14 protein-coding genes and 1 tRNA gene are annotated in these 12,680 nt (G+C 68.2%); 9 read left to right on the top strand and 6 right to left on the bottom strand.

Translation table 11 applies throughout. From position 1 onward, the window contains the following. The first annotated feature begins 87 nt into the window (after positions 1-87). Positions 88-1,248: an AI-2E family transporter gene (locus tag AC3WLD_RS00820; RefSeq protein ID WP_492555008.1), complete on the top strand. Its 1,161-nt coding sequence runs from the start codon at positions 88-90 to the stop codon at positions 1,246-1,248. Positions 1,249-1,339: 91 nt separating this feature from the next. Here AC3WLD_RS00820 and AC3WLD_RS00825 read toward each other — a convergent pair whose 3' ends face one another. Continuing rightward, positions 1,340-1,954 (bottom strand): superoxide dismutase, encoded by a 615-nt coding sequence (locus AC3WLD_RS00825; protein WP_492555009.1) that lies wholly within the window; start codon positions 1,952-1,954, stop codon positions 1,340-1,342. A gap of 67 nt (positions 1,955-2,021) precedes the next feature. Then, positions 2,022-3,314: a dicarboxylate/amino acid:cation symporter gene (locus tag AC3WLD_RS00830; RefSeq protein WP_492555010.1), complete on the bottom strand. Its 1,293-nt coding sequence runs from the start codon at positions 3,312-3,314 to the stop codon at positions 2,022-2,024. A 90-nt stretch (positions 3,315-3,404) separates the two neighbouring features. Between AC3WLD_RS00830 and glmM the strand changes: the two genes are divergently transcribed. From glmM to thiD, 4 genes are read left to right on the top strand one after another with little or no spacing between them, the layout of a single operon-like run. Then, positions 3,405-4,748, top strand: coding sequence for a phosphoglucosamine mutase (gene glmM, locus AC3WLD_RS00835; protein ID WP_492555011.1), 1,344 nt, complete (start codon positions 3,405-3,407; stop codon positions 4,746-4,748). Beyond that, positions 4,741-4,965, top strand: coding sequence for a DUF1272 domain-containing protein (locus AC3WLD_RS00840; RefSeq protein ID WP_492555012.1), 225 nt, complete (start codon positions 4,741-4,743; stop codon positions 4,963-4,965). The genes glmM and AC3WLD_RS00840 overlap by 8 nt, the downstream gene beginning before the upstream one ends. A 57-nt stretch (positions 4,966-5,022) precedes the next feature. Then, complete coding sequence (locus tag AC3WLD_RS00845; RefSeq protein WP_492555325.1) at positions 5,023-5,211, top strand: DUF1272 domain-containing protein; 189 nt, start codon at positions 5,023-5,025, stop codon at positions 5,209-5,211. A 4-nt stretch (positions 5,212-5,215) separates the two neighbouring features. After that, a complete protein-coding gene (gene thiD, locus AC3WLD_RS00850) occupies positions 5,216-5,959 on the top strand; it encodes a bifunctional hydroxymethylpyrimidine kinase/phosphomethylpyrimidine kinase (RefSeq protein WP_492555013.1) in 744 nt (247 codons plus the stop codon). A gap of 1 nt (position 5,960) precedes the next feature. On the opposite strand, the gene AC3WLD_RS00855 is transcribed toward thiD, so the two are convergent. Then, positions 5,961-6,833, bottom strand: a complete 873-nt coding sequence (locus AC3WLD_RS00855) for an LOG family protein (RefSeq protein WP_492555014.1) — start codon at positions 6,831-6,833, stop codon at positions 5,961-5,963. A gap of 189 nt (positions 6,834-7,022) precedes the next feature. Here AC3WLD_RS00855 and AC3WLD_RS00860 point away from each other — a divergent pair, with 189 nt between their 5' ends. After that, a complete protein-coding gene (locus AC3WLD_RS00860; RefSeq protein WP_492555015.1) occupies positions 7,023-7,283 on the top strand; it encodes a hypothetical protein in 261 nt (86 codons plus the stop codon). A gap of 176 nt (positions 7,284-7,459) precedes the next feature. After that, on the top strand, positions 7,460-8,140 hold the full coding sequence (locus AC3WLD_RS00865) for a DUF2490 domain-containing protein (protein WP_492555016.1): 681 nt from the start codon (positions 7,460-7,462) through the stop codon (positions 8,138-8,140). 18 nt (positions 8,141-8,158) lie between these two features. Here AC3WLD_RS00865 and AC3WLD_RS00870 read toward each other — a convergent pair whose 3' ends face one another. Both AC3WLD_RS00870 and AC3WLD_RS00875 read right to left on the bottom strand, forming a co-directional pair. Next, a complete protein-coding gene (locus AC3WLD_RS00870) occupies positions 8,159-9,646 on the bottom strand; it encodes a glycerol-3-phosphate dehydrogenase (RefSeq protein ID WP_492555017.1) in 1,488 nt (495 codons plus the stop codon). 86 nt (positions 9,647-9,732) lie between these two features. Next, a tRNA-Gln gene (locus tag AC3WLD_RS00875) sits at positions 9,733-9,806 on the bottom strand. 160 nt (positions 9,807-9,966) lie between these two features. Here AC3WLD_RS00875 and AC3WLD_RS00880 point away from each other — a divergent pair. Further along, positions 9,967-11,187, top strand: coding sequence for a Ppx/GppA phosphatase family protein (locus AC3WLD_RS00880; protein WP_492555018.1), 1,221 nt, complete (start codon positions 9,967-9,969; stop codon positions 11,185-11,187). Continuing rightward, a complete protein-coding gene (locus tag AC3WLD_RS00885) occupies positions 11,184-11,846 on the top strand; it encodes an RlmE family RNA methyltransferase (protein WP_492555019.1) in 663 nt (220 codons plus the stop codon). Before AC3WLD_RS00880 ends, AC3WLD_RS00885 begins: the two co-directional genes overlap by 4 nt. Here AC3WLD_RS00885 and AC3WLD_RS00890 read toward each other — a convergent pair whose 3' ends face one another. After that, the gene (locus AC3WLD_RS00890; protein ID WP_492555020.1) at positions 11,847-12,605 is read right to left on the bottom strand and encodes a COG4705 family protein; all 759 of its coding nucleotides are present in this window, start codon (positions 12,603-12,605) and stop codon (positions 11,847-11,849) included. Between the last annotated feature and the right edge of the window lie 75 nt (positions 12,606-12,680).

Raw genomic sequence — 12,680 nt, forward strand, 5'->3', positions numbered from 1 at the left:
TTCTTCGTGAAAGGCCCGGCCGCGCGCTCTGGAGGTGCGCGGCCGCTTACCCTTACCGCGGGCGAAATTATGGGCTAGTCGTCGGCCATGGCCTCCCTGTCCGATCCACTGCCCGAACCCCCTCCCCAGGCCGACCCCTCGCCCACGCGGATGATCTCGGCGCTGGTCCTGCTGCTGGGCATCGGCCTGTTTCTGGGCCTGCCGTTCGTGCTGTCGATCGGCTCGGTGGTGTTCCTGCCTCCGGTCACGGCGATGATCTTCACCATCATCCTGTCCCCGCTGGCCGATCGTCTGATCCGTGTCGGCCTGCCCAACATGCTCGCGTCGCTGCTCGCCATCGTGGTGATGCTCGGCGCGATCGTGGCGGCGCTCGCGCTCATCCTCCAGCCGGCGTTCGACATGGTCGACCAGGTCCCGGCGATGGCCCGCAACATCGCCCAGCGCTTTTCCGAGCTGCGCGGCAGCTTCGACTGGATTGCCGACCTCAACCGCCAGGTCGCTCGCTATATCCCGGCGGCGAGCGCGCGGCGCGAGGTCGTTCTCGCCCAGCCTTCGGTGATCGAACAGGTCGCCTTCGCCACGCCGTCGGTGGTGCTCGAGGCGCTGCTCACCCTGCTGATGGCCTATTTCATGATCGAGGCGCGGACCCGGATGAAACGCCGTCTGCTGCTCGACCGGCAGAGCTTCGGCGCTTCGCTGCGCGTCGCCCGCGTCCTGCGCGACGTGCAGGACCGGGTCGCGAGCTACATCCTGACCGTCGCCACCATCAACCTCGGCGTCGGGGTGATCGTCGCCATCGGGGCCTGGGCATTCGGGCTGACCGCGCCGATCATGTGGGGCGGCCTCGCCTTCGTGCTCAACTTCCTCCCCTATGTCGGGCCGCTGACGATGATGGGTCTGCTGGGCGTCGTCGGCGTTGGCACGGCCGACACGGTCGCCGTGGGCCTGATCCCGATGCTCGCCTTCCTCGCGCTCCATGCGATCGAGGCGAACTTCATCACCCCGTCGATCCTGGGCGCGCGGTTCACGATCAACCCGGTCGCGATCCTGTTCGCGATCTCGTACTTCTCGTGGATCTGGGGTGTGGTCGGCGCGCTGCTGTCGGTACCGATCCTCATCACCATCGTCGCGCTGTTCGAGCACCTCGGCAAGCCGAACCTCATCGGCTTCCTCTTCGGCGAACCCCTGTTCCAGCCGGGCGACGACATGGGGGATGAAGACCCTGCGGAGCGGGAACAGACGGCCTGACCGCCCCGTCGTCATTGCGAGGCGCGGAATGCCGCGATCGGCGGCCTCGCAATGACGAACTGATCAGGGACGATCTGGACGAGGTTCGGACTCAGCCCGGATAGGTCCAGGCCGAACCGCGCGCGAGGTTCTCCGCGGCGAAGTCCCAGTCGAGGTGACCCTCGATCACCTGCTTCAGGTAGTCCGGCCGCAGGTTCTTGTGGTCGAGGTAGTAGGCATGCTCCCACAGGTCGATGACCAGCAGCGGGTTGCCGCCTTCGTGCGCCAGGGTTTCGGCATCGTGAGTCTGGATGACCACCAGCTTGCCGCCGCGCTCGGCCAGCCAGACCCAGCCCGAGGCGAAGTGATCCGCGCCCTGCTTGGCCAGCTCTTCCTTGAGGGCATCGAGCGAACCGAACGCGCTGTCGATCGCAGCGGCGAGATCGCCCGAAGGCTGCTTCGCCTCAGGCGACAGGCTGTGCCAGTAGAAGCCGTGGTTCCACGCCTGCGCGGCGTTGTTGAACAGCTTGCTGTCGCCATTTTTCGCGGCGGCCGCGATGATCTTTTCGAGCGGAGCGTCGGCCAGTTCGCCGCCCGCGACCGCCGCGTTGGTCTTGTCGACGTAGGCCTTGTGGTGCTTGCCGTGATGGGTGCGCAAAGTTTCGGCCGAGATCGCGGGGGACAGGGCGTCTTCGCCGTAGGGAAGCGGCGTGAGCTGGATGGTCATGGGATGTCCGTAAATTGCCAGTAGGGGATGCCGGGCTCGCCGACCTTCTCGCAACGCACGAATGCCGTCATGGTTGCGCGGCTTCGTCGCGTTCCTCCGCCCGGTCGACCGCCGCAGTGACCGCGACGTCCATGGTCACGTTGGCGAGGGTGCGCATGAGGTCGGGCAGCACCTCGACCGCCACCAGCAGCGCGAGAGGGCCGACCGGCACGCCCATCGCCAGCGCGATCGGGCCGATCGAGGTGACGAAGCTCAGCGCGCCGGGCAGGCTCACCGCACCGAGCGTGGTCAGGGTCGCCACCGCAAAACCGGCCAGCAGCATCCCCGGCGTGAGCGCGATCCCGAACCAGTGCGCGACATAGATCGCCACCGCGAAGTTCATCGCCGGACCGGTCGAGCGGAACAGCGCCACCGCCAGCGGCATGGTGAAGTCCGCCGTCGCCTCGCGCACCCCGAGCGTGCGGCACACCCCGAGCATCGCCGGGAGCGTCGCCAGCGACGACTGGGTGGACAGCGCGAGCGCCTGCGCCGGGATCATCGCCCGGGCAAACCGGCCCAGCCCGATCCGCGCCGCGAGCACCGCGACGCCATAGGCGGCGAGCAGGATCACCGTGCCGACCAGCGTCACGATCAACACGTAGTGCGCCAGCGCGCTGATCGCCGCCGCGCCGCTCTTGGCGGCGACCGTGAGGCTCAGTGCGAACACGCCGATCGGCGCGGCGGCGAGAACCCAGCCGATCACCACCAGCATCGCCCCGGCGAGCGCGCGGAAGAACAGCGCGAGCGCATCGCGCTGGCTCGCCGGCAGGCGCATCGCGGCGAGCGCGAACACGCTCACGAACAGGATCAGCGGCAGCACCGCGTCGTTGACGGCGGCGGCCAGCACGTTGGACGGGACGACCGAACGGAGGAAGTCGGCAAACCCCGGCACCGGTCCGGGCTCCGCGCCCGCCAGGCCCGAACGCAGCGCCGCTGCCGCCTCGGCGGGAATGGGAATGGCCGCAAGGAAAGCAGGCGTCACCGCCGCCGCCATTGCGGCGCCCCCGGCCAGCACCACCGCGAACCAGCCGAGGCTGCGCCGCGCGAGCCGTCCCGCGCTCGCCGCCTCGACCGTCTGGACGATGCCGGTGAACAGCAGCGCCGCGACCAGCGGAACGATCGTCGCTTGGAGCGCCCGCAGCCACAGCTCGCCCACCGGCTCGGCCACCGCCAGCACCGGGGGCAGCGTATCGGGCGCGGCAAACGCCAGGCCCAGGCCGAGCCCGAGCCCGCCGACCAGCGCGGCAAAGACGATCACCGCGGAGACCGAGGCGATCGGGGGAAGCGGTTCACGCAGCGAAGCGGGGAGGGAGACGCTCATCGGGGCGTGACATTAGGGACGGCGGACGGCATGGCAAACACGCAAATGTTTGGCGGGCTAAACGGGTCCTGACGGGAGCGATATCGAAACATGGCGCGCAAGTTCTTCGGTACCGACGGCATCCGCGGCCGGACCAACGCCGGGGTGATGACCGCGGCGACCGCGATGAAGGTCGGCCAGGCGGCAGGAACCTATTTTCTTCGCGGGAAGCACCGCCACCGGGTGGTCATCGGCAAGGACACCCGCCTGTCGGGCTACATGCTCGAAAACGCGATGGTCGCAGGCTTCACCAGCGTCGGCATGGACGTCGTCCTGCTCGGCCCGATGCCGACCCCGGCGGTCGCCCTGCTCACGCGCGAAATGCGCGCCGACGTCGGCGTGATGATCTCGGCCAGCCACAACCCGTACGAGGACAACGGCATCAAGCTGTTCGGCCCCGACGGCTACAAGCTGTCGGACGAGGCCGAGCTCGCGATCGAGCGGATGCTCGGCGAAGAGCTCCCGCTGGCCGAGGCGAGCGAGATCGGCCGCGCCCGCCGCATCGACGATGCCCGCGGCCGCTACATCCACGCGGTCAAGCAGTCGCTGCCGCAGACGGTTCGGCTCGACGGGCTCAAGATCGTGGTCGACTGCGCCAATGGCGCGGCCTACCAGGTCGCCCCTTCGGCCTTCTGGGAGCTGGGCGCGGAGGTCGTCGCCATCGGCGTCTCGCCCAACGGCAAGAACATCAACGACCACTGCGGCTCGACCCACACCGACCTGATCCGCGAGACCGTGGTCGCGAGCGGCGCCGATATCGGCATCGCGCTCGACGGCGACGCCGACCGCCTGATCGTCGTCGACGAAAAGGGTAACGTCGTCGACGGCGACCAGATCATGGCGCTGATCGGCACCCAGCTCGCAGGCCGCGGCGAGCTGCGCGGCGGCGGGGTGGTGGCGACGGTGATGTCGAACCTCGGGCTCGAGCGGCATCTGAACGCCAACGGTCTCGAACTCGCCCGCACCGCGGTGGGCGATCGCTATGTCCTCGAGAAGATGCGCGCGGGCGGCTACAACCTCGGCGGCGAGCAGTCCGGCCACATGATCCTCGCCGATCACGGCACGACCGGCGACGGCACCGTCGCCGCGCTCCAGGTGCTCGCGGCGCTGGTCCAGTCGGGCAAGCCGGCGAGCGAGGTGCTGCACCTGTTCGATCCCGTTCCCCAGCTGCTCAAGAACGTCCGGTTCGCCGGCGGCAAGCCGCTGGAGGCCGCGAGCGTCAAGGCGGTGATCGCCGACGCCGAGGCGCGTCTCGCCGGTCGCGGGCGGCTGGTGATCCGGCCCTCGGGCACCGAGCCGGTGATCCGCGTCATGGCGGAAGGCGACGATGCCGGCGAGGTCGAGCAGGTGGTCGACGCGATCTGCGACGCGGTGCGGGAGGCAGCCCATGCTTGAAATGCGTCCCGACTGCGAACGCTGCGGCACCGACCTTCCGGCCGAGGCGCCGGGCGCGTTCATCTGCTCGTTCGAGTGCACCTTTTGCGCGGAGTGCGCCGAGGCGCTCGACGATCGCTGCCCCAACTGCGGCGGCGAGCTGATGGACCGTCCGACCCGGGCCAAGGCGCTCCATGCAAAGCACCCGCCTTCAGCCGAACGTAAGCATAAGCCTTAGGACGCTGGCACGTTTGTCTGGTATATCGATGCGGGGCTTACATGAAGGATGACGCACGTGCTCGAGATGCGGGCCAAATGCGATCGCTGCGGCGTGGCGCTCGATCCCGAGCAGCCCGGCTCCTACATCTGCTCGTACGAGTGCACCTATTGCGCGGACTGCGCGCGGGCGCTCGACCTGATCTGCCCGAGCTGCGGCGGCGAGATGATGGAGCGGCCGGTCCGGCCTCATACCTTGCGGGCCTGAGCGCATGACCCCGCGCGTGCTGGTCATCGCCGGATCGGATTCGAGCGGCGGTGCAGGGATCCAGGCCGACATCAAGACGATCACCATGCTGGGCGGCCACGCGATGACCGCGATCACCGCGCTGACCGCGCAGAACACCTGCGGGGTCCACGCGGTCGAGGCGGTATCGCCGGACATGGTCGCGGCGCAGATCGACGCCTGCCTCGGCGACATCGGCGCGGACGCGGTCAAGATCGGGATGCTCGGCTCGCCGGACATTGCCGGGGTGGTGGCGGACCGGCTCGAAGGGCTGGCCCTGCCCGTGGTGTTCGATCCGGTGATGGTCGCAACCAGCGGCTCGGTGCTGGCAAACGCCGCGACGATCGCGGCGTTCGAGCGGTTGATGCGGCTGGCGACCGTGACCACACCCAATGTCCCCGAACTCCAGGCGCTGGGCGGAGACGCGGCGATGGCGGCGCGGGGCATCGCCTACCTCGCGAAAGGCGGGGATGCCGGCGGCACGGTGGTGACCGACCGGCTTGTCGTGCCCGGGACGCCGGAGCGCTCCTGGTCGGCGCCGCGGATCGAGACCACCAGCACCCACGGCACCGGATGCACGATGGCCAGCGTGATCGCGACCGCGCTGGCGCGCGGCGCGACGCTGGTCGAAGCGGTCGAGACGGCCCGCGCCTTTGTCCGCGCTGCCCTCGAGGCCGCGCCGGGGCTGGGCAAGGGGCACGGACCGCTGGGGCAGCAGGCGGTGCGTTAAGTCAGCAATCCAGCTCGTAGAACGAGACGATCTTGTCCCACGCCTCCTGCGCGGTCTCGACGACGTGGAACAGCGCGAGGTCCTCGAAATTGATCACCCCTTCCTCCGCCATCGCCTGGAAGTTGATCACCTTCGACCAGTAGTCCGCACCGAACAGGAGGATCGGGATCGGCTTCATCTTGCCGGTCTGGACGAGGGTCAGCAGTTCCATGAACTCGTCGAGCGTGCCGAACCCGCCGGGGAACACCGCCACCGCCCGCGCGCGCAGCAGGAAATGCATCTTGCGCAGCGCGAAGTAGTGGAACTGGAACGAGAGGTGCGGGGTGACATAGCCGTTGGGCGCCTGCTCGTGCGGCAGGACGATGTTGAGCCCGATCGATTCCGCGCCCGCGTCGCAGGCCCCGCGGTTGGCCGCTTCCATGATCGACGGGCCGCCGCCCGAGCAGACCACGAACTGGCGCTTGCCGTCCTCCACCACCGCGCACTGGCTTGCGATGAAGGCGAGCTTGCGGGCTTCCTCGTAATATTTCGACTTCGCCACCAGCCGCTCGATCACCGCCTTGCGTTCGGGCGTCGTCGGCGTGGCAAGCGCCGCCTCGGCAGCTTCGGGCGAAGGAATGCGGGCCGAGCCGTACATCACCAGGGTCGAGCCGATCCCGGCCTCGTCGAGCAGCATGTCGGGCTTCAGCAGCTCGAGCTGGAAGCGCACCGGGCGCAGCTCTTCGCGCAGGAGGAAGTCGGTGTCGCGGAAGGCGAGACGGTAGGCGGGATCCTGCTGCTGCGGGGTCGTGCGCGGGTGCGATTCGACGAACCCGGCTTCCTGCTCGGCCTTGTAGAACTTGCGGTTGGTGAGTTTCTGATTGTCGTCTGTCATGCCGGCTATCTGCCATGCGATCGGCGATCTGTCGCGGCAAAAGCACGGTTCCCGCAGCTCGTCCATGCTGCACTGCATCACGACGCAGGGCTAAAAAATTAACCATATCGATTAATGCGATAGCAACAATGCTTGGTAGGATATTACCGACCAAACAGGGGGCGAACCAAGTCACGGAGTACCCCGAAAATGGTCGCCATTACGTTCCGGAACCCGCTTGCCGCCGGTATTCTCGCCGCCGCGCTGATCCTCCCCGCCGCCGCGCATGCCGGTAACAATCGCGCCGCCGCCGCCATGCCCAAGGGCGGCTACGAGACCTCGAAGAAAGACGACAAGACAAGGCCAGCTGTCGGCCCGAAGGACGGCTTTCCCGACAATCGCGGGATCGACCGCGCCTATGAGCGCTCGAACGAACATTCGGCACTGCACCGCAACGACAGCAAGGGCTGATCCTGCCTGACTTCCCGGCCGCCCGGTCCCGGCGGTCCCCCCGGAGCGGGTCGGTTCGCAGCGGCGAGCCGGCCCGCTCTTCCTGTCAGAGCACGGTCAGGAAAATTTCGCCGATCTGTCTTCTGGCTGTCATAAATCGGACATAGGCGCGTCCCGAACCGGAAGGGAAACGGGCCATGAACAGGACTACCATCACCGCGATCGCGCTGCTTGGCGCGGCCAGCATGAGCGCAACCGCCGCCAGCGCTAAGGACGACACGCAGTACTGGCAGGCCGTCACCGTCAGCAAGGACCTCGGCGACGGGTTCCAGGTCTCGAACGAGATCGTCCTGCGCACGAGCGACAGGCGGGGCTTCTACGAGGTCGAGAACAACCTGATGATCGGCAAGGCGCTGAACAAGCACGTCACCGTGTTCGTCGGCTACACCCACGATCCGCAGTACAGCCATGGCGATTTCACCGTGATGGAACGACGCGCCCGCCAGCAGGTCAACTTCGACAAGTACAAGCTCGGCAACGTCGAGGTGTCGGGCCGCCTGCGCATGGAAGAGCGCTTCCGCGACGGGATCGACGGCACCGGCTGGCGCCTGCGGCCCTATGCCAAGCTGGCGCTGCCGGTGGCGAAGGGCAGCAAGACCAAGGTCGTCTTCACCAACGAAGCGTTCATCAACTTCAACACCACCAGCTTCCAGAAGCAGAGCGGCTGGGACCGCACCCGCAGCTTCATCGGGCTCAGCACGCCGCTGCTCAAGAACGTGACGGTCGAGGGCGGCTACCTGCTCCAGCACGGCTACGTCCGGAACGGGCCGGACACCAACGACCACGTGTTCAACGTGTCGCTGTCGGCAAAGTTCTGAGGCTCGCGTCGTCCCGGATCAGGTCCGGGACGACGCCAACCAGTCGGCCAGCGCCGCTTTCTCGTCGGCGCCGAGCTGCAGGCCCAGCTTGGTCCGCCGCCACAGCACGTCGTCGGCGCTCACCGCCCATTCGCGCGTCACCAGCCAGCGCACCTCGCGCTCGGTCAGGCCGTGGCCGAAGTGGACGCCGCAATCGGCCAGCGACTGCGCGCCATCGAGGATTGCGAACGCATCGCTGCCATAGCAGCGCACCAGCCGCTCGGCCCATGCCGGTTCGAGGAACGGATGATCGCGGCCAAGCTTCGCGATCAGCCCGGCCGCCCCGTCCATCGGAAAGTCGCCGCCGGGCAACGCGCTGCCGCCGGTCCAGGCCGGTCCCCTCAGAGCATCGAGACGGCCTGCGAGCTTGTCGACCGCCTCTTCGGCGAGGTGGCGATAGGTCGTGATCTTCCCGCCATAGACGGAGAGCAGCGCCGCGCCCTCCTCCGGCTCCGACAGGTCCAGCCGGTAACCCCGCGTCGCCGCCTCGGGCTTGCCCGATCCGTCATCGACCAGCGGACGCACGCCGGAGTAGGTCCAGACCACGTCGGCAGGCGTCACCGCCTTGCGGAAATAGCCGCTCGCCCCCTCGCAGAGATAGGCGATCTCTTCCGCGCTCGCCTCGATCGGCCCGCCGGTGTGGTCGGCATCGGTCGTGCCGATCAGGGTGAAGTCCTGCTCATAGGGGATCGCGAAAAAGATCCGCCCGTCGGGCAGCTGGAAGAAATAGGCGAAGGGGTGGTCGAACAGCTTGCCCACCACAATGTGCGAGCCGCGCACCAGCCGCATCGCGTAGTCGGCCTTCTCATGCGCGCGTTCGAGCAGCGAGAGCACGGCCGGTCCGGCCGCGTTGACGACGGCGCGGGCGCGGAAGGGTCCCTGTGCGGTCTCGATCGCCCAGCCTCCGTCCTCGCGGCGCAGCGCAGTCACCTCGCAGCGGGTGCGCACCTCGGCGCCGTGCTGCGCGGCATCGCGGGCATTGAGCACCACCAGCCGGGCATCGTCGACCCAGCAATCCGAATAGGCATAGCCATGGACCAGTCCGTCCTTGAGCGGCGCACCCGCGGGATGGCGGCGCAGGTCGATTCCTTCGGCCGCGGGCAACTTCCTCCGTCCGCCGATGTGGTCATAGAGGAACAGTCCCAGCCGCAGCAGCCAGCGCGGACGCAGGCCCTTCACGTGCGGCAGGACGAAGCGCAGCGGCCAGACGATGTGCGGAGCAATGGCCCACAGCCGCTCGCGCTCCGACAGCGATTCGCGAACGAGCGCGAACTCGTAGTGCTCGAGGTAGCGCAGCCCCCCGTGGATCAGCTTGGTCGAGGCGGACGAGGTGCCTTGGGCGAGGTCGCCGCGCTCGAGCAACAGGACCTTGGCCCCGCGCCCCGCCGCGTCGCGGGCGATGCCGCAGCCGTTGACCCCGCCGCCGATGACGGCGAGGTCGTAGAGAGGTTGCGATGCGGAAAGCATGACACGCAGTCTGGACGATTTCGTCGCAAATCCAACCCTCCTCGCTCAGGCGGAAGGAAGGAAATTGACCGGCTGCGAAAGGTGGTTGGATGCCCCGCGAGGATTCGAACCTCGATTGACGGAGTCAGAGTCCGTAGTCTTACCTTTAGACGACGGGGCAACGGAGCGCGCCCTCTAGGGCGGGGTCAAAGCCGAGTCAAGCCGCGCAAGGCCGGTTCCGGGGCGGCCGGCCTTGCGGGCGGAGCGGCATGACGCTAGCATGACTGCCAAGCACCCGCCGCGCTTCCCGCGGACGGGAAAACACAAGCGAATTTCGAGTCATGGCGGCGTATATTCCGCCGGTGCAAGGCGGGCAGGCAGGTTCCGGCGTGGACAGCGGCGAGGCGCACGAGGCGCCCCGCGGTTCAGCCGCTGCGGTCTCCGCCATGTCCTCCGGCCCCGGTTTCCCACCCAGCGATCCAACCGCCGGCCAAGGCTGGGGCAGCGGCACCCCGGTGCTGCCGCGTCCGCTTCCCCATCACCGCCAGGCCTATGCCGCGATCGACCTCGGGACCAACAATTGCCGCCTGCTGATCGCGCGGCCTTCGGGCGAGAACTTCGTCGTGATCGATGCGTTCAGCCGCGTCGTCCGGCTCGGCGAAGGCCTCAGCCAGTCGGGCCGCCTGTCCGACGAGGCGATGGACCGGGCGCTCGCCGCGCTCCACGTCTGCGCCGACAAGCTCAAGAAGCGCAACGTCCACCTCGCCCGCTCGGTCGCGACCGAAGCCTGCCGCCGGGCGGAGAACGGCCCCGCCTTCATCGAGCGTGTCCACCGCGAGACCGGCATCCGCCTCAACATCATCTCGGCGCAAGAGGAAGCGCGGCTTGCGGTGCTGGGTTGCCACATCCTGCTCGAGCAGGGCGAGGGTCCGGCGATGATCTTCGACATCGGCGGCGGCTCGACCGAACTCGTGCTGATCGAGACCGGCGGCAACGTTCCCCGGATCATCGACTGGCAGTCCGTCCCCTGGGGCGTTGTCTCGCTGACGGAAAGCGTCGGCCGGATCGAGGACAGCCCCGAGGGCCGTATCGCCGGTTATGCTGCGATGCGCCAGCGGGTGGACGACAGCTTCGCCGCCTTCGCCGAGCGGATCACGCCATTCCGCGACGAGGCCAAGGCGCTGGGCGATGTCCGCCTGCTCGGCACCAGCGGCACCGTGACCACGCTCGCCAGCCTCCACCTCGACCTGCCCCAGTACGACCGCCGGGCGGTGGACGGGCTGGTCGTACCGTCGGATTCGATGCGGGCGATCAGCCGCCGGCTGTCGACGATGTCCCCGGCCGAGCGCCAGTCGGTCCCCTGCATCGGGCGCGAGCGCGCCGACCTTGTCGTCGCCGGCTGTGCCATCCTCGAATCGATCTTCGAAGTCTGGCCGGCCGAGCGGCTCGGCGTGGCCGACCGCGGCATCCGCGAGGGTATCCTGCGTTCGCTCATGGCGGCAGGCAGCGAAAGCGAAGGTCGCCACGCGGCGCTGCGGCGCGCCAAGGCGGCCCAGCGATGAGCCGTTCAGGACGCGACCCCGGCGAAAAGCTGCGCACCGCGAAAAAGCGCACGCAGTCCTCCGCGCGCTGGCTCCAGCGCCAGATCAACGATCCGTATGTCAAGCAAGCCAAGGCCGCCGGCTATCGCAGCCGCGCGGCGTTCAAGCTGGTCGAGCTCGACGACCGCTTCGGCCTGATCAAGGGCGCGCACCGGGTGGTCGACCTCGGCATCGCACCGGGCGGGTGGAGCCAGGTCGTGCGCGCGCGCAACCCCAAGGCCAAGGTCGTCGGCATCGACCTCCTGCCGACCGAGCCGATCGAGGGCGTCACCATCTTCGAGATGGACTTCATGGCCGACGAAGCCCCCGCCGCGCTGGAGAATGCGCTCGACGGGCCGCCCGACCTCGTCTTGTCCGACATGGCCGCCAACACCGTGGGCCACAAGCAGACCGACCACCTGCGCACGATGGGGCTGGTCGAGACCGCCGTGGACTTCGCCGTGACCACGCTGGCGCCGGGCGGCGCGTTCGTCGCCAAGGTCTTCGCCGGCGGCACCGACGGCGAGCTGCTCAAGATCCTCAAGCAGAACTTTGCTGTCGTGAAGCACGCCAAGCCGCCCGCGAGCCGCAAGGACTCGTCGGAATGGTACGTCATCGCGCAGGGGTTCAAGGGGCGCTAGTCACGCCTGCGGATGCCGCCCCGCACGCTGCGGCAGGGTGAGCACGAGTACCAGGATCGCACCTGCCAGCACCGCGGTTGCTAGCGGACGGCTGAAGTCGAGCCCACCCTTGCCCAGAGGCTTGTCGAGGAAATCGCCGACCGTCGCACCGAGTGGCCGCGTCAGGATGAACGCCGCCCAGAACAGCCCGACCCGGCTTACCCGCGTCAGCCGCCACAGCGCGACGAGGGCGAGCAGCGCCCCGCCGAACAGCAGCGCTCCGCCCAGATAGCCGAGCCCGCCGTCGTCTGCCGCCCAGTCGCCCAACGCGGTGCCCAGGGTCTGCGAGAAGGTGATCGTGGTCCAGTAGAACAGTTCTGCTTTCGCGCTCGCGACGCTCTCCACCGCGATCGTCCCCATCACCGCCTTCCACGCGGCGAGGCATGCCAGAACCGCCGCCAGCAACAGCGCCGAGCCGCCGGCGTAACCGATACCGAGCGAACGGGTCGCGAAGTCGGCCATCGTCGTGCCCGCGGTGGTCGAGGCGATGATTGTCGCCCAGTAGAGCAGCGGATGGAATTGGCGAGCCTGAACCTGCGCGGCGACCAGCAGGCCAAGCGGAACGATGAAGATCGCGCTGCTGGCGAGGTAGCCGAGGTCGTAGGTCATCGACAGGGTATCCCCGCCGGTCTCGCCGAGCGTGGTGGCGAGAATCTTGATGACCCAGAAGCCCAGCGTCACTGCGGGGACCTTTGCGAGCGCTAGCTGTTCTTCCGTCATATCGATGCGCGCCTATGTCGGTCCCTGGACAAGCTTATGCCGAAAAATTTGGTGCAGGGCACCCCTTGCATGTCC

This window comes from Novosphingobium sp. FW305-C-111 (assembly GCF_058783565.1).